This window comes from Ureibacillus xyleni, from assembly GCF_900217795.1.
Lineage (GTDB): Bacteria > Bacillota > Bacilli > Bacillales_A > Planococcaceae > Ureibacillus > Ureibacillus xyleni.
Genome location: NZ_OBMQ01000011.1, coordinates 28,908 through 53,174 on the forward strand (window position 1 = coordinate 28,908; position 24,267 = coordinate 53,174).

Consider the following 24,267-nt stretch of genomic DNA (forward strand, 5'->3'; position numbering starts at 1 on the left):
AGGAAGTGCACGATTTATGGTAGGAAGAAATGATTTATGCCCATGCGGTAGTGGAAAAAAATATAAAAAGTGTTGTGAAAATAATCAACAAGACACAATGAAAAAGGTGTTGTTTGAAGAAATCGAGCAAATTCTTCAAACTTTTTATAATGTATACCCTGAAAGAAGCGATATTAAAGACTATATCGAGGCAGTTAACAAATGGTTGCCTCATTTAAAAAATCATTTACAAAGAGAATTAATTGAAGCAGTTGCACTAGACGACTTTTTCTTCCATCAACGACAAGATATATGGACAAACTATTTAAAGCGCGTGAAGAAAAAAGCAATTCGACCTGCAATTATCGAATTACTGAACCTTTGGGATGAGCCAAGATTATTTATCGGACAAGTGGACAAAGTGGAAGACCAATATTTATTTGCAACTTGTACATTAACGAATAAGCAAATTCGAATCCGTCGAGAATCAAATCGTCCAATTCCAGAAGGCATGCAAATTTTTGCCTTTGTATTGCCTGAAAGTGTTACGGAAGCAAATTGTTACTTAGCGGTTTCTACATTAATTTTCTACCCAGAAAACTACAAGCAAGTGTTCGAGAGCTTTGCAAAACTATATGATCCGTCTAAACAAACTATTGCTCTATTCTTAAAGGAAAATCACCTTAACTTCTGGAAACATTTGGTAGAGTTTGGTTATAAGGGAGAAGAATACACTTCATTTGAAATCGAAGTTGTTGATTTAGCAAAACAATTTTTACAAGAACGCGAACTAGAGTCGAATGGTTTAGTAGAAAAGTTAGAGGATTATTTAGTGGAGAAAAAACCAAAAGCGAGAAAAGCAGCTGCAATTGCGGCTGGGGCAATTCGTTTTGGTCAAGAGCGCGGAATACTCCAAGCAACATTAACGGTAAAAGAAATTGCAGAGAGCTTTAATGTTTCTCCATCATCATTGAATAAATATTATCAAGAACTGCTACAATATGAGGCGGTTCTAGTGTAAAAAATAAGCGGGGAAAAAACGATTTGTTTTTTCCCCGCTACTTTTATATTTGAAAGGCATTACCTTTCGTAAATTTTCATTAACTCTTGCCCTAAAAATTGAAGTTTTTCTCCAACAGTGCACTGTTCAATGCAAAACCGATGTGCACCTGATTTGCCTCTTTTATTGCGTAAATCCCGTTTAATAGGGCAATCATTACAATAAGTATCCGTTAGTTCATCAATATCTTTAATAACAGTACTTTTATTCACACAACTCCCCCTCTTTCAAAAAACGTTTCACTATTCTATTTAATTTTAGTGCACTTATTAGAAGTACCGTGTATTTATATTTTATTTTCTCACAATAAGATATAATATGGGTAATTTTCAATCAAATATTTCAAAAAAAGAAAGGGATATTTATGTTAGAAGTTTATATCGATGGTGCAAGTGCAGGTAATCCTGGCCCAAGTGGAATTGGCATTTTTATCAAAGGTGAAGGCCATTTAATCAAAATCAGTGAATACATAGGAGAAACCAATAATCATATTGCAGAGTTTACCGCGTTAATACGTGCATTGGAAGAAGCGAAAAAACTTGGCTCTTCCCTTGTATCCGTTCGTTCTGATTCTAAAATTGTCGTTGCTTCCGTTGAAAAACAATATGTCAAAAATGATCAGTATCAGCCATTATTAGAACAAGTCATTCGTCTGACCGAGCAATTTCAGTTATTTTTTATAAAATGGATTCCTGATGGTGAAAATAAAGCAGCCGATGCACTTGCAAGAGAAGCAATTTTGAAGGGAAAACCTTCCTAAAATTTCTCGCCTCTGTTAATTTTCGAGGCGAGTTATTACTAATGCTCTTTTTTGCTTCATTCTAAACATCGAAATATAAAGGATTCCCGTTGCAATCAATAATAAACCTGAAATGATATAGAGCGTTTCATAGTTTAGTTTCATCGCTAACATCCCTAACAAATAAGAACCAATCGCAATTCCTAAATCATACAACGTAAAATAAGTTGCGGTTGCATAACCACTACGAGCATGAGCCGTCGATTGGATCGCTCTCGATTGTAAACTTGTCGTTAATGCACCATAACCTATTCCGACTAAAACCGCTGCTAGTAAAAACATTGTGCTTGAGCCATTTGTATATGCTATGCAGAAAATCCCTAAAATGTATAAGACAAAACCGGGAATAATCACATATTGCGAACCTTTTTGATCGTATAATTTTCCAGTAAAAGGCCGGGTAATTAACATCGACGCAGCAAAAACAATATAGAATAGACTTGCCACTTTCAATAAATTTTGCTGTTCTGCGTAAATTGATAAAAAGGATAAAATACTTGCATAAGATATACCGACAAAACAAGCAATTAAAGCAATGGGCAATGCTTTTTTCTCAAATAAGTCATTAAAAGTGAATTTAAAACTTTTATCAATTGCTTCCGGAACTTCTAAATCGTTTGTTTTAATAGTCGATGCAAGTACACCCCCAATTAAAACCCCAATGCTCATCACCGTAAATAACACATTATATGTCGTATATTGGATAAGGAATAATCCAATAAACGGACCAATGACAACGCCAAGGTTTGTTGACATGTTGTAATAGCCAAGCCCCGCACCTTTTCGATTTTTGGGAACAATATCTGCTGCAAGTGCTCCCCCTGCTGTTGTAATAATGCTAAACCAAATACCGTGGAAGAAACGCAACACTAATAACACGTGGAACGGTAAATTAAATAAATACAACACGGTACAGATCAAATAAAAAACGAGACTAATCATTAACATTTTCTTTTTACCAAAAATATCAAGCAATCTCCCACTAAATGGCCGAACAATAATGGCAGATAATAAAAATATCGTCACTAATAAACCAGCATCATCTTCTGCTTGCCCTAATGACCCAATAGCATATAAAGGTAGAGTTGTAATCAACCCGTAAAAAACAATAAAAACGGCTAAGTTCATACTAAATAAACTCATAAACCGTTTCGTAAAAATTTGATTATTCATTTCTTTTTCGCCTTTCTACTATTCCTATAAAATTAATCAACATTTCAATACTACGCCTATTATTTCTCGTTGTAAACAAGGTGACTTATATTTAGAATTTTCAAATGAAGGTTAGGGGATAACTGTTGGAGGGAGTATTCCTGTTTACAAATACGATTGAAGCTCGAGCTTTCTTATGTTTTTTTATATTATTGGGGCATGATGACATTTTCTACTCTATTTGCTCATGATTTTTGTATTCATCAGATGAATGCCAAAACTACTTGTTTCTAGCGACATTCATTTTCCTCGTACATTAATTTTTGAGGAGATCTTACATTCCTGACATGAATACCTTTCCACTCGGAATATTGTATTCACTAAAGAATTTGCATTAGAATATGCTTTATAAACCCATGCGCGACAAAAAAAGACATATAAAAAAATACTTTTATATGCCCACAAATGCTTATTTTGATTGTTCTACTTTATTTAATAACGCACCAATTGCACCGGTAAAGCCGCAATTTGGTAAAAAGATTGGGTTATGTTTCTTTAGAACGGTATAATTGCCAATCACCTTTTTCAAGTGTTCATTGTTCGTTAACGTTGAGCCAATATAAACGATTGCTTCCGTTTTTTTCTCTTCTGCAAATTGAATGCTCAGCGTTGTAATCACTTCTCCAATTAATGCTTGTACCGTTGCAAGTAAGTCATTTTCTTCGTGTTCCCTCTTTTTGGTTATATTTACTTTCCCAAAATTACTCGCCGTTAAATGCCCTTCAATCGGTGGTTCCATTCCTTGGAAAATATCTTTGACAAATAAATCGATTGCATCCCGATTACCAAGTGACGCTCTTGATGTGATTTCGTTAAAGTCCGTAATTCCAGTAATGATTGTGGACAATCCTGTTAACGTGCCTCCACCGACACCCGTTCCCCCAACACGAAAATGCTCTTTACCTTCCATATAGTGAATCGATGTGCCTGTTCCGATATTTGTAATGATGCTCCGTTCAATAGCATGTCCTTCTTTGGCTAATAGATATTGAACCCCTTTAATCGTCGCTTCAAATTCCACTAAATATTGAATAGATTTCATCGTATTTAGTACTTCTAATAGTTGTTGCGTACGTCCACCCGTTAGTCCAATTTCTTCGATAAAAGAATGGTCTTCTATCCAGTTCTTCACTTTCGAAAAATCATTGGAGGGGAAAATTTTATATTCTAACTCATCTTCTTCATTTAAATAAACTACTTTAGTTAAAGTTCCCCCGGCGTCTATTCCAATTACATTTTGCATACACGTTCTCCTTTTTTCTACTCCCTTTCTAAACTTTAACTTTCTTAAAATAATAGCGCAATAATTTTGGCAAAATTTTAGTTAAAAGGAAGAAAATCTAAGTTATGAAATGTTTACTTTTTCTTTCGTAAATAAATTTCGTTTTTCATATTCTCGAATAATACGTTTCTCGTGTTTTTTAATTAATTGAAATAGTTTTCGCTCAATGGATTGCGTAGATAAGTTTTTAAAAGTAAACTCGTTTAAATCGTCTTTATTTTTCAATAAATGTTGCATCGTCATCACTTCTGTTTTCGGGAAGTAGCAATGATGCAATCGATTAATTTTCGATAACTGTTTTAAGCCACTACGAGTAATGAGAACTTTATTTTTGATATCACCAATAACACTGTTCAAAAACAATTTAACTTCTTCATTCGGATTGATGATGATTTTTTGAATTACTTGTACTTCCCCTTGTTCATCGGTTTTTTCTTCTTCAAATACGTCAAATCCTAGTTGCTTGGTCAAAATTTTAATTTGATCCACTTGAATAGTTGACGAAGATACTTTTCCGGAAACATAAGAGATGTTCAAATCAAATGTGTCTTCAAGTTGTTGAAACTCACTAAACACAATGCCAAACTCATCTGTTTTTTGATTTTCGATAATTGTCTCGCCGTTTGTTGCTTTAAAAATATGAAACAAACTAACGGCATCGGCCAAAGCTCGGTGTTGTGTTTCCATTTCAATTTGAAGTTTTTCCATTAAACCAGCTAAACTTGGCTGCTCTTTTATTTGGTGTTCGATCATATATTTCTGTTGAAAATCAATAATTGGATATAGGAAACTCGTATCTAAATGATTACGTTTTAATTCTTCTTCTAATACTTTTCGATCAAACTCACCGAAAGTAACAAGAATTGTATCCCCACTACACCATTTCATAAAATCTTTTATTACAGCATGAAAGGGCTTTGCACATAACAGTTGTTCTGTTGTAATACCCGTTAACTTTTGAATATGTGAATTTAACTTTTTAAATTTATATGGTTGAATGAGTTGCGAAAAAAATTGTTGTTCTCCATTTGGCATCCATTTAACGGCACCTATCTCGATAATATATTGTTTGCCACGAATTAATGTCGCTTCAACGTCTATAAAAATAAAACTGTGTTTGCGAACCATTATTCCACCTTTACTTTCTAACATAAGTTTATGTGTGTAAAATCTATTATTCTCATATTGTATCGAATATGCAATAAAATAACACGATTATATTATGAAAATAGCTTTTTGAGAAATAATAGATGAAAGTTTCGTATTGCCTTAGAGCTGAATTTAATCAATAATAGAGATTCTATTTTTAATTTCTTTAAATTTGCGGTACGATAGTAATGATGTATGTAACGAACGAAAGGAACTACCAAAATGAATGACAAAGAACTGCTAAAAGATGCAATGCGAGTTTTAAAAGCTACGAGCCGAACGTTTTATATACCAATCACTTTTTTACAAAAAGAACTGAAAACAGCTGTAGCCACGGCTTATTTAATGATGCGTGCAATCGATGAAATAGAAGACAACGAACATCCTGCCGTAACAAACGAATTGAAACATCAAGTTTTAACAGAGGTTAGTAAACTTTTACTGGAACCAACATTTGATGAAACGAAATATGCACAAATTCTTGCTCCGGTAAAAGAGTATATGCCTGAAGTGACACTTCGCTTGGGCGATTGGATTCGTCTAATTCCTCAAGAAGCGGTAGAAATTGTCAAAAATTCAACGAGTGAAATGGCAGAAGGTATGGGGAAATGGTCATTAGCAAACTTTCAGGTGCACACTAAAGAAGATTTAGATGATTACACATACTATGTGGCAGGACTTGTTGGTGTCATGCTTTCACAGTTGTGGGACCAGTTTGCTGGTGTAAAAACAGACAGAGATTTAGCCATTGGTTATGGACGAGGATTACAACTTGTGAACATTCTTCGTAATCAGCAGGAAGATATGCTAGAACGAGGAGTAAGCTTTGTGCCAGATGGTTGGACTCGAGCTGATTTGTTTGCCTATGCAGAAGAAAACCTTGAGAAAGCCGATAGATATATGGAAGATATTAATAAACGTACCATTTTACTATTCTGCCGCTTACCATTAGCACTTGCTCATAAAACATTGAAAGCCTTAAAAGAAGGTAAAGAAAAAATGACCCGTGAAGAAGTTGAAAAAACGGTGGAAGAAGTTCAAATCGATTAAAAAAGAGTAGGTGACAAACGATTCTCACCTACTCTCAGTGCCCTTTAAATTTAGAGGGCACTTTTTATACATTTTTCTCTAAATAAATTTTTCTCTCTTCAAAAGGAACCATATCTCCCCCTGTAGACCATACGAGATGTGTGGCATTTTCCATTTTTGAAGATAAACCATTATCCTCCAAATAATGCTTGCCTTCACTTATTAATAGGATTGGGCCGAAAACTCCAGCATGTGCGGAAGGTTCCATGAAAATATTTTCCTGTTCATACATCCCTTTTAAACTTCTAAATAGAAAACTATCATCTACTGTAAAACAGCCACTTAAAACAGATTCCATCAACTTACCAACAAATTTTGAAGCTCTCCCTACAGCAAGCCCATCTGCTTCCGTTTGATTGTTTAACCCGATATCTGTGATCGAAACTTCATCATGTAAGCCGGTCATCATCCCGAGTAACATACATGGCGATTGAAGCGGTTCTGCGAAGAAAATATGCACATTTTCACCAAATATCAGTTTTAACCCAAATGCGATTCCACCGGGTGCACCACCTACCCCACATGGTAAATAGACAAATAACGGGTGATTGGCGTCAACTTTAATATTTTGATCTTGCAGCTGTTTTTCAAGTCGCAATGCGGCAACGGAATAGCCAGCAAACAAATCAACGGAATTTTCGTCATCTACAAAATGACATTTCGGGTCTTGTTGTGCTTGTTTTCTTCCTTCTTCTACCGCCTTGCTATAGTCAGATGCATATTCAATCACCGTTACACCTTTATTACGAAGAAGTTGCTTTTTCCATTCCTTCGCATCATGAGACATATGAACGGTCACTTGGAAGCCTAGTTTTGCACTAATTATGCCGATACTCAAACCGAGATTTCCCGTTGAACCAACTGCTATCTTATACTCGCTGAAAAGTTTTTTGAAATTCTCATCTGCCAACTTTGCGTAATTATCGTTTAATGATAGCAAACCATGTTCAATCGCAATTGCTTCGGCAAATTTTAAAACTTCGTAAATACCACCCCGCGCCTTGATTGATCCTGAAATCGGTAAGGAATGATCGCATTTTAAGATTAATTTACCTGGAATCTTAAAACCTCTTCTTCCTTCAATAAGTTTTTTCATTTCCGGAATCTCTTTAATAGTTGATTCAATAATGCCATCATTTTTTTCTGTCTCAGGAAAAGCTACTTTTATATAAGAAGAAAAGCGATTCAATCGATCATTTGCCTCTTCCATATGTCGTAATGAGAACTGTTCTTGGTTAGGTGTTGATTTCCTGTTTGGATTAATCCATAATACTGATTTTAACATTTTTATTTCATTTATTAGATGAATATTATCTAATTTTGAGATTGATTCTTCTCTTTTAATCACTAAAATCACCCCTTTTCTTCGCCAAAATCGCTCGTTCACAAATTTGTCGAAAATTCATTTCAAAGGAAATATTATTTTTTTCCGTTCGTTTTTTCGGTCCTTTTGTACGACCACCTGCTCTTCTAAACTTTGCACTTTCAAAACGAAAAGCGAGCAATTGGTCGATATTTTCAGCTGTCATTTCCCTTCCATTTTGATCAATTACAAAGGCCCCTTTTGCCAAACACATGGCAGCTAACCCATAATCTTGTGTAATAACAATATCATACTTTGTAACCGCATTCACTAGCTTAAAATCAACAGAATCGGGCCCTTTTGGAACAACAATTGTTATTGCATTCTCCCTTTCTATCCGGTGTGTTGTATCGCAAAATAAGATGGGTTTTATCTCATAATTAGATGAAACAAATAGCGCCAAATCAATAACTGGACATGCATCTGCATCAATTAATAGCTGTAAAATCGCTTTCGCCTCCTGAAGAAAAATCACTCATTTTATTATATTTATATAGTAATGTTTCGGTCGTTACACATGTTACATCGGCTTGTAAATCAAAATCTTTTATTGAATTGTTTGAAAAATCATAATACGATACATTCATCAACAAAATTAGGGGGTCACATAATGACGACACAAGTAATTAACACAAAAACAGCTGCACAAAACTATATCGATTCTGTATTTGAGCAATTAAAACAAAAAAACGGACACCAATCAGAATTCTTACAAGCTGTGGAAGAAATTTTCCTTTCTTTAGTACCAGTTTTCGAACAACATCCTGAATATATCCAACACAATATTTTATCACGTATCGTAGAACCAGATCGTATCGTTTCTTTCCGTGTTGCATGGCAAGATGATCAAAACCAAGTACAAGTAAATCGCGGTTATCGTGTTCAATTTAGTAATGTAGTTGGTCCTTATAAAGGCGGCTTACGTTTCCACCCAACAGTAAACGAATCAATTATGAAATTCTTAGCATTTGAACAAATTTTCAAAAACTCTTTAACAGGCCAACCAATTGGCGGTGGTAAAGGTGGATCTGACTTCGATCCAAAAGGAAAATCAAATTCAGAAATTATGCGTTTCTGCCAAGCGTTCATGACAGAATTATACCGTCACATTGGACCAGATGTCGATGTTCCAGCAGGAGATATCGGTGTAGGTGGAAGAGAAATCGGCTATCTTTACGGTCAATATAAACGTATTCGCGGTGCTCACGAAGCAGGCGTACTTACTGGTAAAACTCCAGGATTTGGTGGTTCCCTTGCACGTAAAGAAGCAACTGGTTATGGTTTAGTATACTTTGTTGAACAAATGTTATTAGATAAAAAAGAATCATTCTTAGATAAAACAGTAGTTGTTTCTGGTTCAGGTAACGTTGCAATTTACGCTATCGAAAAATTACAACACTTTGGTGCAAAAGTTGTATCATGTTCAGATTCTAACGGCTACATTTATGATCCAGAAGGTATTGACTTAAAAGTAGTAAAAGAAATTAAAGAAGTAAAAGGTGATCGTATTAAAACTTACGTAGATTACCGTCCAAACGCAACTTACACTGAAGGCTGCACAGGTATCTGGACAATTCCATGTGATATCGCATTACCATGTGCAACTCAAAATGAAATTGATGGCGAATCTGCTCGTACATTAATTTCAAATGGCGTGAAATTCGTTGCTGAAGGTGCAAACATGCCTTCAAATCTTGAAGCAATTAACTTATTCTTAGAAAACGACGTATACTTTGGACCTGCAAAAGCTGCAAATGCTGGTGGGGTTGCAGTATCTGCATTAGAGATGGCTCAAAACTCTGGCCGTAACTACTGGTCATTCCAAGAAGTAGACGAAAAATTAAACAACATTATGAAATCAATTTACTCAGAAAGTAAAGATGCAGCTGAGAAATATGGCCAACCAGGTAACTTAGTAGTTGGTTCTAACATTGCCGGCTTTGTAAAAGTTGCTAACGGCATGATCACTGAAGGCGTATACTAATTCGAAAAGCGGAGCGCGTTCGTTCAGCCGTGAAAGATACTGGAGACTTCCGACAAGTGTGCTCGCACGCGTAGGAGGAAGTCGAAGTTTCCGAACGGCTAACGCGCGAAGCTAGGCAATTAGAAAAGCTGAGGCGGCTCGTTTAGCTCTTGAAGGCACTGGAAACTTCCGACAAGCGTGTTTACACGCGTAGGAGGAAGTTGAAGTGTCCGAAAGAGCTAGCCGCCGCAGCTAGACATTAGAAAAGCGGAGCGCGTTCGTTCAGCCGTTCGAAAATAAAGGGGTATAATAAACAACCGAATTCTTGTAATTCGGTTGTTTTTTTATTTGAATTCTTGGTCCCCCTCCCCCTCATTCTTGTCTATAAAATGAAAAATATGGTACAATTATTTCGATTACCGGAATAAGTTGCAGGAGAATAAAGGAGGAATTAAATGTTAAATCGAAGCGAAGTAAAAATAGAAGAGACTTGGAATTTAACCGACCTATTTAAAAATGAACAGCAGTTTGAAGCAGCAATGCAAGAAGTAGCTGAAGAAGCGACATCCATCGAGGCAAATTTTAAAGGGAAAATTACGAATTCAGCGGTTGCTGTCGATGTACTTACATTATATAAAAACTTATCAGAAAAGCTTGTGCCGATTGGTAACTATTCGCAACTTTCTTTAAGTGTTGATCAGACGAATGACACGGCCCAAATGCGAGCTGCTAAGGTTGGCCAACTTTATTCGAAGATTAGTGCTCAATTATCATTTATCACGTCAGAATTATTACAACTAGATGAAGAAACGCTCACTGAGACAAAAAATAAAGCCCTACACCTTTCCCACTATATTGATCAATTGATACGCAAAAAACCTTACCAGTTACATCCTGAAGTTGAAAAAGCATTGGCTGCTTTTGGCGCAACTTTTGAAGCTCCATATGAATTGTATAACACAACTAAACTAGTGGACATGAAATTTGATAACTTTGAAGTGAACGGCAAAAGCTATCCGCTCAGCTACAACTCTTTCGAAGGAGATTGGGAGCTTGAAAGTGATACAGACATTCGGAGAGCTGCGTTCACAGCATTTTCTAACAAACTACGTGATTATCAACATACGACAGCAAAAACCTATGATACACATTTAAAAATCGAAAAAACGGAAAGCGACTTACGTGGATTTGATTCGGTTTTTGATTCTCTACTATTTGATCAGCAAGTGGATCGAGAGCTTTACAACCGTCAAATTGACCTGATTACAAGTGAATTAGCACCGATTATGCGGAAGTATGCAAAATTGCTACAAAAAAGTCATGGGTTAGAAAAAATGACGTTTGCAGACTTAAAAATACCTTTAGATCCAACTTACGAGCCAAAAGTTTCAATTGAAGAATCTCGTCAATATATGAAAGATGGCCTTTCTATCATGGGTAAAGACTACCAAACTATGTTAGATAGAGCATTTGATGAAAGATGGATTGATTTCGCCCAAAATATCGGCAAGTCAACAGGTGCCTTCTGTTCGAGCCCGTACGGATATCACCCTTATGTATTAATCTCTTGGACTTCCCGCATGAATGAAGTATTTGTGCTTGCACATGAACTTGGGCATGCAGGGCATTTTTACCTTGCTAATGCAGAACAAAACATTTTTAATGCTCGTCCATCTCTATATTTTATTGAAGCACCTTCAACAATGAATGAAATGCTAATGGCAAATCACTTACTGTCTAACTCGAACGACGCGCGTTTTAAACGATGGGTGATTTCGACAATTATTGCCCGTACGTATTATCACAATTTCGTTACTCATTTATTAGAGGCTGCTTACCAACGAAAAGTTTACGAAATCATTGATGATGGCGGTAGTGTCAATGCATCCATCTTAAATGAGTTAAAACGCGAAGTTCTTGTTGATTTCTGGGGAGATGCAGTGGAAATGACAGAAGGCGCAGAATTAACTTGGATGCGTCAACCTCACTATTATATGGGTTTGTATCCGTACACTTATTCAGCTGGACTAACGATTGCAACAGAAGTGTCTCAACGCATTTTAAAAGAAGGTGAAATTGCAGTTCAGGATTGGATTAATGTATTAAAAGCTGGCGGAACGAAAACACCTGTAGAGCTTGCTCAAATGGCTGGCGTGGATGTTACAACAGATCAACCACTTCGAAATACAATTCAATTTATCGGCTCTTTAGTTGACCAATTAGAAGAACTAACAGCACAACTTGAAAAATAATAAAAGCTCCAACAGCCTAATTTTACGGGCTGCTGGAGTTATTTTTTATGCTTTCGCTTCTACAGCTTTTAACGGTTGTTGAAATAAATCCGAAACGCCCGTATCAATTGCTGCACTACCTACCGCTTTTGCCACGGCTTGCGCAACTCGTTCATCTAATGATTTTGGAATTACATAATCTTCATGTAGCTCATTATCATTCACTAATGATGCGATTGCTTCTACTGCTGCTAATTTCATACTTTCGTTAATGTCTGTTGCTCGAACATTCAACGCACCTCTAAAGATTCCTGGGAATGCTAATAGATTATTCACTTGGTTTGGATAATCTGAACGACCTGTCCCGATAACACGTACTCCCCATGCTTTAGCATTTTCAAAAGTGATCTCTGGATTTGGGTTCGCTAACGCAAAGACAATTGGATCAGTGTTCATTGATTTAATATGATCTTCTGTTAATAAATTTGCGACAGATACACCAATAAAAATATCTGCTCCTACTAGTGCTTCTGATAGGCTACCTTGAATATTATTTGGATTTGTGTGAAGTGCAATATTATCTTTTATTGGATTCATCCCATTAGGTCGCCCTTGATAAATCACGCCAGTCGAGTCACACATTACGATGTTTTTATACCCAATTTGAAGTAAAAGTCTCACAATGGCAATTCCTGCTGCACCAGCACCGTTAATGACGATTTTTACATTTTCTTTTTGTTTGCCAACAATTTTAAGCGCGTTTTGTAGTCCTGCCCCAACAACGATTGCCGTACCATGTTGGTCATCATGAAATACAGGAATATTACATTCTCTTCTTAAACGATCTTCAATTTCAAAACAACGAGGTGCCGAAATATCTTCAAGGTTAATAGCTCCAAACGTTGGACTAATCGCTTTTACTGTGCGTACAATTTCATCCACATTTTTTGTATCTAAACAAATCGGAACTGCATCCACATCAGCGAATCGTTTTAAAAGAAGTGCTTTTCCCTCCATTACTGGAAGAGCTGCTTCTGGGCCAATATCCCCTAAACCTAATACCGCTGTACCATCTGTAACAACTGCAACAAAATTCCCTTTAATTGTATAGTCATAAACCGTCGTACGATTATTTTCGATTTCAAGACATGGGGCAGCAACCCCAGGAGAATACGCTAAACTTAAATCATAAGAATCTTCTACAGGAACTTTATACTTAATTTCAAGTTTCCCTCTATATTCACTATGCATTTCAATCGACTTTTTCATTAAATCCATAATTATCCACCCCTTCTTTATTCAACCAATAATTCTTATATTTTTGTATCATAGTGCTTTAATTGGTTAAAGTCAATAAAAAATAACGGAAATTTCTAACGAGAATCTTGATTTCAGTGCATTTTGCAGCTTTTTTATTAATTGTGCAAATTTTCACATATGGTTTTTTGCACAAATTTAGTTATATCAGAATAATTTGTGTAAACACTTTCATTTTTCTACACCTTATATATCAGGGTGTACTCTGTGAAGAATTACACGTTTTGTTTTATGAGTGAAAATAAGAAATTTTTCACAAACTTTTTCAAAAATTTCTGAAAAAAATTTAAAAAAAATTCACTTTTTTTTAGTTTTACCTGGTGTATACCATTCAATCCAAACACCTTTGTGGAAAAAATTGTGGGTAATTTTAATCCTAAAATAAAATTGATGTAAGATTCTTAAGATTTCGTTGTTATCTGGAAACTTTCTATTATTCGAGCATTTTTTCTATTATCCGCCTCAAATATTGTATTAACAGGGTATTTTTCCCTATTATCTCCTCCATTTTGTCTATTATCTGGAAATTTTCTTTAATTAAAAAAAGCTATCTACACATTAAGTGTAAATAGCCGGTTATGGTTGGTAGCCAAATTTTTATTAGTTTTCAGTATGCTCGATTAATAACTGTAAAAACTCGATTGGTACGTACGTTTTCTTTTCCTCTAATAATTGTGGTGATTCTTTAAAATATTTTAAGGCTTTATTGTATCCGTATGATTTTGATCCGCGCGTAATTGTAAAGGATACATTGCCTTTTGAAACAATAGCCCCTTTTCCTGTCGACATCACTTTAAAGCCTAAAGTTTCCGCTACAAGCCGCAAAGGAATCATTGTTTCGCCGTTTACTTCATATACATCGGTTTCGGTAATTTTGAGCGCTTTATCTATCGCACTTAATTCTCGTTCTAATAAAATGACTTTTTGAGGCCCTGCTTGAGCTGGGTAACTTTCTAATACTACTTCATAAAAAATTAGCACATCTTTGTTAATAATGTCTTCTTTTGTAACCGGTTTTCGAGAGAGATTTTCCATTACCGTTTCTTTTGATAAATGAATGATTAAATCTTTCTCTTTATTTAGTAAGTTTTCATCAAATTGTTGAAGCTTCACTGTTCCAGACTCTTCTGTATGAACGATAATCACGTCAGGCGAATAGCGTGGTGGGTAAATCATCATCATCGGTTTTGATGAATCCACATAAGCTGTAAACTTCATACCTTCCTTGATAATGACTTCCTTACCAGTATTATCAAAAACTAACGTTTGATCATTAAAATAAAAACCAAACTCCTCTTCCGCTGTTTTTACAGTTGCAAAAAAAGTTCCATTTGATTCTTCTGTAATTTTTGAAATTGTACCGATAATTGTGTAAAAGTTCGCATCACGCACCTCTTCTTTTTCATCCACAACAGGCAACGGATTTAATTCTTCTGCCCCTGCAACAGGAGAAACAATCGTACCTACAATTGCAGAACAAAGTAGTATCGATAGTGTTTTCTTCAAATTGTGTCACTCCTCTCTCTATCTTCGTAAAATTAGTCGAAGCACCAGAAAAAAGGTTACACGAAATGCTAGGGCACTGAAAAACTAAATACCGATAAAAATTTATAGTAATTATTTGCTTCTAAATAGAAGGTGGGATTCACTTCGCTTTCCACGGGCTTGGCTTCAGCCTCCTCGTCGCAAGCTCCTGCGGGGTCTTCAGCTCAAGCTGTTCCCGTAGGAGTCTTCGTGAATCCCACTTCCTAAAAGATCTGAGCGTATTTTTATTATAAAAATTTATTAAAATCGACATTTTCAGTGCCCTAACGAAATGCTGATTATTTTTTTACTGCCATTTCGGATAAGATTGACGTCACCATATGCATGGAATCCCATTCGCCAAAAGATAGCTTGGTAATAGGATACTTACGCTTAAATAGTTCATCATGAATCTGTTGTGGATTTTGGCCATCGCTAAATAGACGAAGGACTTGGTGCTGTAGATCTAAAAGATACTCTCGCTTACGTTCTAGCATTTTCCTGCCATTTGAAACGAAACCAGCATGGCAACAATACATTTCGTCAAAATCATAGGTTAGTACTTTTTCAATCGAACGAATGATGGTCGGAATGCTTTCGTTTCTTAAAATTAGCTTAGTTTTTGGTTGAACAAACAAATCCCCTGTAAAAAGCTGCCCTGACGAACGATTTAGTAAAACAACATGGTCTTCTGCATGGCCGGGCGTTTCAATGACATCCCATGTTCCGGTGCGGGAAGTGACGGTTGAATCCAAACTTACAGCATGAAACGGTTTTCGCTTCCCCCAAAACAATTTTCGATACAATGGATAGTGTGCATGCTTCTCACATTCTTCCACAGACATTTTATTAATGAAAATCGGGATGGACCGATGTTGTTCGATGATGGACGCACATCCAGTATGATCTTCGTGATGATGTGTAATGATAACTTGTTCATAATCGCTTTCCAATAAAAAAGGAGTTAACTGTTTAGCAAGTGACCGTGGACCTGTATCGATTAACAATCCATCGACAACGAAACAATAAACATTCATTGATACTTTATTTAAAGAGACTTTTCCATTTGCGAATGTGACTCCATTTACATTACCAAACTCAATACTTCTCTTAATCATCAACACTAACACCCCTTTCAAAAAATGAGTGACTATTCATTCATAAACGAAAATGAAATGAAACGTATAATTTTTCTTATACGTTTCATTTTTTCATCTATTTATTATCCCCTGTTTCAACCTCATAATGATTTATCCAATCACTGAAGCTACCTACATACAATTTTAAGTTTTTATATCCAGCGTCGGCTAAAATTGCGTACAGTGGCGATGCAGTGACGCCGGAACCACAATAAACAACCACGTCATCCGATTTATCTACAACATTTAGTAACTCATCATTAAAATGTAAAGATGCACCCTCTTTTAACTGTTCCCAATCAAAATTAATAGCAGTTGGAATATGACCTGCTACTTTGTCGATTGTTTCATGTTCGCCTCGGTAGCGAATTGCAGCACGCGCATCTAGGAGTTTTGCATGAATTACACCATCCACGATATTTTTCACGTGTTGTCGATTTACGTAAATTGCATCATTCCATTCGACAGTTAAAGTTGACGATTGGAATGTTGGTTCTTCGCTTGAAACAGTAAACCCAGCCTCTTTTAAAGCTGTGAATCCACCATTTACGATATAAACTTTTGGGAAGTTGGCGTATTTTAACATCCACCAAGCACGAGCTGCAAATGGTGCCCCGCCTTGATCATATACATAAATCGTGTCTTCGTAAGTTAAACCAGATTGCTGGAACAATTGTTGCAACTGAAGCTTAGAAGGCATCGGGTGTCTGCCTTCTGTACTCGATAAATCGGATAAATCCTTTTCTAAATCCCAATAAATGCTACCATCAATATGCTCTAATTGATATTGTTCGCGTCCCCACTCTTTGTCTTGTAGATTAAAGCGAGTATCAATAAATCGTCCAATTTTTACATCAGTAGCTTCGACAAATACATTCCCCAAATACTATACCCCCGTTTTTTGTAAGTCTGCATAAATAGATTTCCAAGTTTCTAATCTGCTTTCTTCTTGAAGTAATAGTCTTTCTGTCTCGATTTGGTTCATTGCTTGGTTAGAAATGTGCTCATTTAAACGATTTGCTTCGTTTTGTATAAAGTTCGTTGCCCATTTCAACAATTCCTCTTTTTCTTTTTCAACATAGCTTTGAGCATCTGGCTTCGTTAATTCTTCTAACGCTGCTTTTAAGTTTTCTTTCTCATTTTTTTCAAAGAAAGCTTTTGCGTTTTTAAAATAAGATTTCACCGTTGCATATTTAGTAAAGTCTGCAAACGGTCCATCGAAACTTAATAAATCCGGCTCATCCGGCTCGTAAGCAATAAATGAGAAACTATTATTTAATTCTTTTAGTCCGCGAACTTCATCTTTAAAACGTTCGATAATTTTCTTTTGAATAAACTGAACTAAACGGAAGTTCGTCACTCGCAATTCTTGTGCAAAGTCAAACTTCAATGCACTTAACGTCTCTTTTAATGCTGTTTCTAACGCATTTTGTACAGGCATAGACGCAAATGTCGATGGGTTATAACTTTCTCTGAAGAAATCAGGATAACGATAATACACACGTTGCATTAAGTAGTACAGCAATTCATCTAATTCTTGTTTCAGGTCACTTTCAATCATATGTGTTGATGCTGAACTATACGTATTTCGAACATATTGTTCTAATTTCGCAAGTTCTTCTAAACGCTCATCTTTACGCTTTAAGTTATCTTCTGTTTGCGTAATTAGATCTGAGAAACGGTGATGTGTTTTTTCAACTTCTTCATGTAATGCTTGAATCGCAATCGCCGTTAATTCTTCATTTAAGAAATGATGGAATGCCTGTTCAAAGTCGTGCATACCTGATGCGTGTTCTTGTTGTTCTACTTTTTCACGAAGCGCTAATAAACTTGATACGCCAAATAGTTTCGGGAAACGGATACCAAAGCGCTGTAGTTCATTGCGTACATAACTTTTCACTTCTTCTTCTTCATCTTTTGTAGAAGCTAAATCAATAGCGTTTACAACGAAGAACATTTTATCTAGTTCGAACGCATCTTTTACACGACCTAATTGAATTAAGAATTCTCTATCGGCTTTTGCAAAGGCATGGTTGTAATACGTAATAAATAAAATGGCATCAGCGTTTCGAATATAGTCAAAGGCAACACCAGTATGACGGGCGTTAATAGAGTCTGCCCCTGGAGTATCTACTAACGTAACACCCATTCTTGTTAAAGGACTATCATAGTAGAAATCAATATTATCGACAAAACATGAACGATTTTCTTCCGCAACAAATTTTTCAAACTCTGAGCGGTTAACACGTAACGTTTCCCCTAGTTTTGATTCATATGTTGGGAATCCTTGAGCAAAGGCACGAATAAATGATTTATGAACATTTAAACGCTCATCTGTTAATTGAACTTTAAGCCCCTCTTCAGCTCGCGTATATGCTTCTTGTAGCGTATTAATTTTTAGACCAATTGCTTCATAAGAAAACTTAATGTCCTCTAACAATTGCTGTGCTGTTTTTAATTGAACGTCCGCTGTTTCGTGTGGATGCTCATCTGTTACAGGTCGGATTTTGTTAATGGCAGCAGTAGTCGGGTTTGGTGAAACAGGTAACACTTTTGAACCCATTAACGCATTAGAGAAACTTGATTTACCAGCACTAAACGCACCAAACAAAGCAATGGTGAAATCTTTTTGTTGTAGTCGTTCTACTTTCTTCATCAAGAAGCTTGCCACTTCTTCAAATCCATTGACTTTATTCACTGCATTCGCTGTTCTAATAGCAGCTTGAATAACGTCATCACCCTTCACATTAAAGGAAGAAGCAGTTTGTTGTTCTTCAACTATTTCTTCTACTTTTTCTTCTTTTGGCGCTAACATCGCTGGGTCAAATGGTCGAATTTCTTTTAATGATTGTTCGAAAGCATCGTGCCAATATTTCTCTTGCGTTTTTGCTCCATTACGAACATCTCTTGTTGTTAAAGTAATCTCTTTTTCAGCAATCTGTTTTCGTTCGTCTAACGTCATGATTGATTTGATTGCTGTAATTTTTCCCGATAAAGCATTCAACTTCGCCATTACAGGTGCTGATAATGTCGTTGCGGCATTTTCAAGGACCGTTGCTTGACCAGCCTTCCATTCATCCGTTGCTTCGATAAAATAGCGTTTTGTTGCTTCTGCTACTCGGTTGGCGAAATTAAGCAATGCATCCCCTGTCGCAAGGGAATCTGCCTTTACTTGATCTTCAATAAGTGAAAACGGAACATCAAACTGCATGGCATCGATTTGTGCGGCATTTTCATCCTTTAATACCCCAACATCTCTTAAGGATTGTTTCATTAAATTTTTCAAATGCCCGATAATTTGAGATTGCAAAATCGTTTTATATTGTTCATACACATCTTGAATACGTCTATTTTTCTCTTCTTCTGTTTTCTTCTTCGCAGAGAAAAGACCGCCTACTTTAAACCCTGGTTGCTTACTTTCAAGGTAAAGTCGTAGTTTTTCACGGAAGTCAGCTGGAATAATCGCAGCGTTCGCTAATAGCTCTTTTCGTTTTTCCTTAAATGACTCTTCCCAGTTTTCCATTGAGAATAAGTTTGTTTGTAATTTTAGTTTTTCATATTGGTCTAATAGGTCTTGACGGTTTTCCCACTCGTCATCACTCAGAACATTTTCATATTCGGCAAATAAATTATTTTTTTCTTCCTCTAAATAAGCCAAATGTTCACTTTGTAATTTCTTTAACGTGTTTTCAGCCGTTAAAATTAATTGTTCCTGCCAATCGTTCATCGAGTCCATTACAATCTTTTTCACCGTTGTAAAATCATTGTGAGGGTGATCAAACTCTCTTAAAGACGTAAAGAAGATGCCTTTTGGTTCTACTCCCCACGCTGCAAAGGATTGATGTACAGATTGTTTGAATTGTTCGAAAGATAACTCTTGCTCTTTATGCTTATCAATCTGGTTAACAATTAAATAAACGTTTGGATTATACTTCATTAATTGTTTCGTAAATTGGAAGTTTAGTTCAGATTGGACATGGTTGTAGTCCATTGTATAAAATACGACATCTGCAATATGAAGGGCAGATTCTGTCGACATCGCATGAGCATCATCTGTTGAATCCACACCTGGCGTATCCATTACTGTTACTCCAAATGGTAGAGTTGAAGCTTTGTGACCGATTTCAATTTGTGATACCAGTTGCCCATTTTTACTAAGCTCTTTTACAGTTTTGAAATCATACCCTGCTTCAAATTTTACCGGCTTGTCATGATGCATATAAACAATTGCAAAGTCTTCTTCAGATTTATGTACCTTTACGATGTTTGCGCTCGTAGGAATTGGACTAGCTGCTAAAATGTCTTCTCCAGATAACGCATTGATCATACTCGATTTGCCTGCAGAGAAGTGTCCAGCAAAACCAATGACATATTCTTTTTGCAAAAGTTTTCGCGCAAATAAATGAAGCTTCTCCATACGTTCTGTATCTTCATTATTTTTATAGATTATGTATTGAACAGCGGATTGCTGTAATAATTGTTGCAATTTTTCATCAAAAGAACTCATAAAAAAACTATACCCCTTTTGTCTCATTCTTGTCACAATTATATACTACCATGATTAGTAGTCAAATCGACGAAAAAATAAGAATTAAAGGGAAATATTTTTATTTTTGTCTAATAGGATAAATTCATCGGGGATTTTGTAGAAATATGTTTGAATTGAGTGTGTGGGAAAAAAACTATGACTTACTTGTTTTCTTTAAAACATAGGTACCAATTCCTGCATATATGACTAATGTCGCACCTACGAAAACATAAACCATTTCCTATACCCCTTTCTAGAATGAGAATCATTTTCATTTATTATATGAAAAAAGTTGAAATACCGTCAAGTCATTTTAATATTTTTTATATACGAATATGCTAAATAAATGGTAAGATGGAAAAAAGTCAAAAAAAGGGTGTATTTAATTGAATAATTCGAAACATATTCAGACAATTTTGAATGGGTCTATGCACTCATTAAAATCGATTCTTCCTTCATCGATTAGCTTCCAATCCCCTTCAATTTTGTCAGAACCATACATACAAAAGGAAATGGGCGTTTTAATTGGTTTATTAGGAGATATTAAAGGGAGAGTTATTATCGATAGTACTTCTGATGTATTTAGTGCAATTGGAGCACAAATGTTTGGAATGCCTCTTGAAGGTGAAATGTTAGAATCATTTACTGGGGAATTTGGGAACATGTTCGCAGGAAACTTATGTACACATGTAGGCACAGAAGCGTTAAATATTGATATTACGCCCCCAACGGTAATGGTTGGTAATACAAAATTATTCGGTTTTGAAAAAGCGTTTAGACTACCTACAACGATCGAAAATGTAGGAATACTTACAATACTATTTACCATTGACGAATAATGTAGATAAATATTTTATTAAAATAGCTACTTTAACACACTATAATCTGACATTAGTGTGTTTTTTGTTATTTATTAATAATTTTTACCTTTCACATTAAATTCACATTTCGGTATTCTAGGTGTGATTTTTCTCACATCATGAAAAATTGATTTTTTATATGATGAGTTCGTGAAATAATATTTTTCGAAATTAGGAGGGAGAGTCAATGGGGAAAAATAATAAGTCCAACGATAATTTAAAAGGAACTCTTTACGCTACGTTTGGCGTCGGAATTTTCACAATTATCTTATGGCTACTTTGTTTCAATTTATTTATGGACCGCTTTTAAAAGATTTATATATTAGATTAGGAGGATCAACATGCACATACACAAGTATGAAAAATGGTGGCTAACATTTGGGGCAGCCATGCTTATCGCCTTTCTTGTTATTGTTGGTGTGAGCGCTTTTCACGGCGGAACTCATCCAAATAACTCAAAATGGACAATTAATTATGAAAAAGTAGATGAAATTGCACCTTTCGACAACCCTGGTGTACATAAGGTTGAAGGTAAAGATTGGGATTATGAGGTTGTTCTAGTTGCTTCTGCATTTAGTTATAACCCAATGGAAATTGAAATTCCTGTTGGTTCAAAGGTTCGATTCATCGCTACAACAAAAGACGTGATTCATGGCTTTGAGGTTGCAGGAACAAATATTAACTTCATGTTAGAACCTGGATATGTATCAGAAAAAATTACAACGGTCGATAAAGTCGGCGAATATGTAATCGTATGTAATGAATATTGCGGTACAGGTCACGCAATGATGTATTCTACACTAAAGGTGGTGGACGCAGATGACAACAGCAACAGTCACTAAGGAAATAAAAAATAAAAACAGTAGTAAAGAAAATACGACAACAAAAGAATTCACTAAAGTTGATCGTCGAGACGCGAAACTTGCACTAGCCCATATTTATGTAGCATTTATCGCATTATTATTAGGTGGTTTAGCCGGTTTACTGCAAGTATTTGTTCGTTCTGGTCAATTTACACTCCCTGCAGGAATTAACTATTATCAAATCTTAACAGTTCACGGCGTATTATTAGGACTTATATTAACAACCTACTTTATTTTAGGCTTCCAAACAGCCGCAATAAGCCGTACTTCAGGTCCACTTTCTAATAAACAACGCACAATTGGTTGGGTTGGTTTCTGGATTATGACAATTGGTACTGCAGCTGCAGCAATAATGGTCTTATTAAATGAAGCATCTGTTTTATATACTTTCTATGCACCATTACAAGCACACTGGATTTATTATTTAGGTTTAGCATTAGTCGTAGTTGGTTCATGGACAGTATCATTATCACAAGGTTTACGTTACATTCAATGGCGTAAAGAAAATAAAGGAAAAACTTCTCCACTTTTATCATTTATGGTTGTTGTAAATAATCTTATGTGGTTTGTCTGCACACTAGGTGTAGCTGCTGAAGTATTATTCCAATTATTACCATGGTCATTAGGTCTTGTTGAGCGTGTCGATGTATTATTATCACGTACATTATTCTGGTATTTCGGTCACGCACTTGTTTACTTCTGGTTATTACCAGCATATATGATTTGGTATACAGTTCTACCTAAAATCATCGGCGCTAAAATTTTCTCAGATTCATTAGCACGTTTAGCATTTATGTTGTTTTTACTTTTCTCAATCCCAGTAGGTGTTCACCACCAATTAACAGAGCCAGGGATTGATGGATTCTGGAAGTTCTTACAAGTTGTCTTAACATTCTTTGTAGTCGTTCCGTCGCTATTAACTGCATTTTCTATGTTTGCTACATTTGAGATGCGTGGTCGCGAACTTGGTGGAAAAGGTTTATTTGGTTGGTTCAAAAAGTTACCTTGGAAAGATAGCCGTTTCTTATTACCATTTATCGGTATGGTTGCATTCATCCCTGGTGGTGCAGGTGGTATTGTTAATGCTTCATACCAAATGAATGAATTAATCCACAACACAATTTGGGTAACAGGGCATTTCCATTTAACGGTTGCAACTACTGTAGTGTTAACATATTTTGGTGCAGCATTCTGGTTAATTCCACATTTAACTGGACGTGTTCTAACTAAAAAAATGAATGATTTAGCTGTAACATCAGGTATTATGTGGACGGTTGGTATGTTCATTATGTCTAGTGCTATGCATATTGCCGGATTGCTTGGAGCTCCACGTCGTTCAGAATACTCAACTTATGGTGGGTCTGAACAAGCAGCAGAATGGATTCCATACCAAATCGCACAAGCGGTTGGTGGTACGATTTTATTCATTACGATTTTATTAATAATCGGTATCGTAATAAACTTAATTTGGTTTGCGCCAAAAGGAGAAGAAGAGTTCCCTCTTGCCGAACTTGCTCATGGTGCAGAAAAAACACCAGCGATTCTTGAGAACTTTAAATTATGGGGTGTAATTTTGGTAGCCCTAATTCTTATTGCTTACACTTTCCCAATCTTTGATATTATAAATAATTCTCCACTTGGATCAACTGGTTATAAATTCTGGTAGATACTCCAACCTTCCTGAACGAATCTAATGTCGTTTGGGGAGGTTTTTATTTCTTTCCTGTAATACCAATTTTGCAACACAAAGTCAATTTTAGAATAAGATGCATAATTTTTCAATGAAATTTACTATTTTAAAAGATACTTATTACATACTGCTTTTATCCAATTTTGAATTCTATTAATTCATTAATATTTTTCCATTTAACCACTCAAATTTTATATACAAAAAAAATAAAACGATCTG

General features: G+C 35.7%; 20 protein-coding genes. 9 read left to right on the forward strand and 11 right to left on the reverse strand.

Features of this window, described 5'->3' with window-relative positions:
- Window positions 1–16: 16 nt before the first annotated feature.
- Window positions 17–1,000, forward strand: a complete 984-nt coding sequence (locus CRO00_RS14610) for a YecA family protein (protein WP_097074405.1) — start codon at window positions 17–19, stop codon at window positions 998–1,000.
- Window positions 1,001–1,059: 59 nt separating this feature from the next.
- Here the strand turns inward: CRO00_RS14610 and CRO00_RS14615 are convergent, their stop codons facing one another.
- A complete protein-coding gene (locus CRO00_RS14615; RefSeq protein WP_097074406.1) occupies window positions 1,060–1,251 on the reverse strand; it encodes a zinc-finger domain-containing protein in 192 nt (63 codons plus the stop codon).
- 152 nt (window positions 1,252–1,403) lie between these two features.
- On the opposite strand from CRO00_RS14615, the gene CRO00_RS14620 reads away from it, so the two are divergent.
- On the forward strand, window positions 1,404–1,799 hold the full coding sequence (locus CRO00_RS14620; protein WP_097074407.1) for a ribonuclease HI family protein: 396 nt from the start codon (window positions 1,404–1,406) through the stop codon (window positions 1,797–1,799).
- 15 nt (window positions 1,800–1,814) lie between these two features.
- Here CRO00_RS14620 and CRO00_RS14625 read toward each other — a convergent pair whose 3' ends face one another.
- The 3 genes from CRO00_RS14625 to CRO00_RS14635 all read right to left on the reverse strand — a co-directional run bounded on the left by CRO00_RS14625 (window position 1,815) and on the right by CRO00_RS14635 (window position 5,460).
- Complete coding sequence (locus CRO00_RS14625) at window positions 1,815–3,011, reverse strand: MFS transporter (RefSeq protein WP_097074408.1); 1,197 nt, start codon at window positions 3,009–3,011, stop codon at window positions 1,815–1,817.
- Window positions 3,012–3,459: 448 nt separating this feature from the next.
- Window positions 3,460–4,293 carry a type II pantothenate kinase gene (gene coaW, locus CRO00_RS14630; protein WP_097074409.1) on the reverse strand — a complete coding sequence of 278 codons (834 nt, stop codon included), beginning with the start codon at window positions 4,291–4,293 and terminating at the stop codon, window positions 3,460–3,462.
- Window positions 4,294–4,395: 102 nt separating this feature from the next.
- Window positions 4,396–5,460, reverse strand: a complete 1,065-nt coding sequence (locus CRO00_RS14635; RefSeq protein ID WP_161946704.1) for a 3'-5' exonuclease — start codon at window positions 5,458–5,460, stop codon at window positions 4,396–4,398.
- 243 nt (window positions 5,461–5,703) lie between these two features.
- Here CRO00_RS14635 and CRO00_RS14640 point away from each other — a divergent pair, with 243 nt between their 5' ends.
- Window positions 5,704–6,531 carry a squalene/phytoene synthase family protein gene (locus CRO00_RS14640; RefSeq protein WP_097074411.1) on the forward strand — a complete coding sequence of 276 codons (828 nt, stop codon included), beginning with the start codon at window positions 5,704–5,706 and terminating at the stop codon, window positions 6,529–6,531.
- 64 nt (window positions 6,532–6,595) lie between these two features.
- On the opposite strand, the gene CRO00_RS14645 is transcribed toward CRO00_RS14640, so the two are convergent.
- Both CRO00_RS14645 and CRO00_RS14650 read right to left on the reverse strand, forming a co-directional pair.
- On the reverse strand, window positions 6,596–7,915 hold the full coding sequence (locus tag CRO00_RS14645) for a D-serine ammonia-lyase (protein WP_272914322.1): 1,320 nt from the start codon (window positions 7,913–7,915) through the stop codon (window positions 6,596–6,598).
- Window positions 7,911–8,408, reverse strand: a complete 498-nt coding sequence (locus CRO00_RS14650) for a YaiI/YqxD family protein (protein WP_237658436.1) — start codon at window positions 8,406–8,408, stop codon at window positions 7,911–7,913. Before CRO00_RS14650 ends, CRO00_RS14645 begins: the two co-directional genes overlap by 5 nt.
- A 135-nt stretch (window positions 8,409–8,543) precedes the next feature.
- Here CRO00_RS14650 and gdhA point away from each other — a divergent pair, with 135 nt between their 5' ends.
- Window positions 8,544–9,917, forward strand: coding sequence for an NADP-specific glutamate dehydrogenase (gene gdhA, locus CRO00_RS14655; RefSeq protein WP_097074412.1), 1,374 nt, complete (start codon window positions 8,544–8,546; stop codon window positions 9,915–9,917).
- Between the two features lie 434 nt (window positions 9,918–10,351).
- Entirely contained in the window at window positions 10,352–12,148 is a 1,797-nt protein-coding gene (gene pepF / locus CRO00_RS14660; protein WP_097074413.1) for an oligoendopeptidase F, read from the forward strand.
- Window positions 12,149–12,193: 45 nt separating this feature from the next.
- Here pepF and CRO00_RS14665 read toward each other — a convergent pair whose 3' ends face one another.
- The 5 genes from CRO00_RS14665 to CRO00_RS14685 all read right to left on the reverse strand — a co-directional run bounded on the left by CRO00_RS14665 (window position 12,194) and on the right by CRO00_RS14685 (window position 20,614).
- Window positions 12,194–13,405 (reverse strand): NAD(P)-dependent malic enzyme, encoded by a 1,212-nt coding sequence (locus CRO00_RS14665; RefSeq protein WP_097074414.1) that lies wholly within the window; start codon window positions 13,403–13,405, stop codon window positions 12,194–12,196.
- 639 nt (window positions 13,406–14,044) lie between these two features.
- Complete coding sequence (locus CRO00_RS14670; protein WP_097074415.1) at window positions 14,045–14,950, reverse strand: stalk domain-containing protein; 906 nt, start codon at window positions 14,948–14,950, stop codon at window positions 14,045–14,047.
- 317 nt (window positions 14,951–15,267) lie between these two features.
- Complete coding sequence (locus CRO00_RS14675) at window positions 15,268–16,086, reverse strand: MBL fold metallo-hydrolase (protein ID WP_097074416.1); 819 nt, start codon at window positions 16,084–16,086, stop codon at window positions 15,268–15,270.
- Between the two features lie 97 nt (window positions 16,087–16,183).
- Window positions 16,184–16,990, reverse strand: a complete 807-nt coding sequence (locus CRO00_RS14680) for a sulfurtransferase (protein ID WP_097074417.1) — start codon at window positions 16,988–16,990, stop codon at window positions 16,184–16,186.
- Window positions 16,991–16,993: 3 nt separating this feature from the next.
- Window positions 16,994–20,614: a dynamin family protein gene (locus tag CRO00_RS14685; RefSeq protein ID WP_097074418.1), complete on the reverse strand. Its 3,621-nt coding sequence runs from the start codon at window positions 20,612–20,614 to the stop codon at window positions 16,994–16,996.
- Window positions 20,615–21,021: 407 nt separating this feature from the next.
- Between CRO00_RS14685 and CRO00_RS14690 the strand changes: the two genes are divergently transcribed.
- The 4 genes from CRO00_RS14690 to CRO00_RS14700 all read left to right on the forward strand — a co-directional run bounded on the left by CRO00_RS14690 (window position 21,022) and on the right by CRO00_RS14700 (window position 24,024).
- Complete coding sequence (locus CRO00_RS14690; protein WP_097074419.1) at window positions 21,022–21,474, forward strand: chemotaxis protein CheX; 453 nt, start codon at window positions 21,022–21,024, stop codon at window positions 21,472–21,474.
- A gap of 208 nt (window positions 21,475–21,682) precedes the next feature.
- Window positions 21,683–21,805: a hypothetical protein gene (locus tag CRO00_RS20570; RefSeq protein WP_272914321.1), complete on the forward strand. Its 123-nt coding sequence runs from the start codon at window positions 21,683–21,685 to the stop codon at window positions 21,803–21,805.
- A gap of 31 nt (window positions 21,806–21,836) precedes the next feature.
- Complete coding sequence (locus CRO00_RS14695; protein WP_097074420.1) at window positions 21,837–22,337, forward strand: cytochrome c oxidase subunit II; 501 nt, start codon at window positions 21,837–21,839, stop codon at window positions 22,335–22,337.
- On the forward strand, window positions 22,315–24,024 hold the full coding sequence (locus CRO00_RS14700; protein WP_097074421.1) for a b(o/a)3-type cytochrome-c oxidase subunit 1: 1,710 nt from the start codon (window positions 22,315–22,317) through the stop codon (window positions 24,022–24,024). Before CRO00_RS14695 ends, CRO00_RS14700 begins: the two co-directional genes overlap by 23 nt.
- Window positions 24,025–24,267 lie beyond the last annotated feature (243 nt).

Bases quoted from the DNA above. Each gene is read 5' to 3' on its own strand.
- CRO00_RS14665 (WP_097074414.1), bottom strand. From the start codon at position 13,405: ATGGATTTAATGAAAAAGTCGATTGAAATGCATAGTGAATATAGAGGG.
- CRO00_RS14635 (WP_161946704.1), bottom strand. From the start codon at position 5,460: ATGGTTCGCAAACACAGTTTTATTTTTATAGACGTTGAAGCGACATTA.
- CRO00_RS14610 (WP_097074405.1), top strand. From the start codon at position 17: ATGGTAGGAAGAAATGATTTATGCCCATGCGGTAGTGGAAAAAAATAT.
- pepF (WP_097074413.1), top strand. From the start codon at position 10,352: ATGTTAAATCGAAGCGAAGTAAAAATAGAAGAGACTTGGAATTTAACC.
- CRO00_RS20570 (WP_272914321.1), top strand. From the start codon at position 21,683: ATGGGGAAAAATAATAAGTCCAACGATAATTTAAAAGGAACTCTTTAC.
- CRO00_RS14675 (WP_097074416.1), bottom strand. From the start codon at position 16,086: ATGATTAAGAGAAGTATTGAGTTTGGTAATGTAAATGGAGTCACATTC.
- CRO00_RS14685 (WP_097074418.1), bottom strand. From the start codon at position 20,614: ATGAGTTCTTTTGATGAAAAATTGCAACAATTATTACAGCAATCCGCT.
- CRO00_RS14700 (WP_097074421.1), top strand. From the start codon at position 22,315: ATGACAACAGCAACAGTCACTAAGGAAATAAAAAATAAAAACAGTAGT.
- CRO00_RS14625 (WP_097074408.1), bottom strand. From the start codon at position 3,011: ATGAATAATCAAATTTTTACGAAACGGTTTATGAGTTTATTTAGTATG.
- CRO00_RS14620 (WP_097074407.1), top strand. From the start codon at position 1,404: ATGTTAGAAGTTTATATCGATGGTGCAAGTGCAGGTAATCCTGGCCCA.
- coaW (WP_097074409.1), bottom strand. From the start codon at position 4,293: ATGCAAAATGTAATTGGAATAGACGCCGGGGGAACTTTAACTAAAGTA.
- CRO00_RS14640 (WP_097074411.1), top strand. From the start codon at position 5,704: ATGAATGACAAAGAACTGCTAAAAGATGCAATGCGAGTTTTAAAAGCT.
- gdhA (WP_097074412.1), top strand. From the start codon at position 8,544: ATGACGACACAAGTAATTAACACAAAAACAGCTGCACAAAACTATATC.
- CRO00_RS14695 (WP_097074420.1), top strand. From the start codon at position 21,837: ATGCACATACACAAGTATGAAAAATGGTGGCTAACATTTGGGGCAGCC.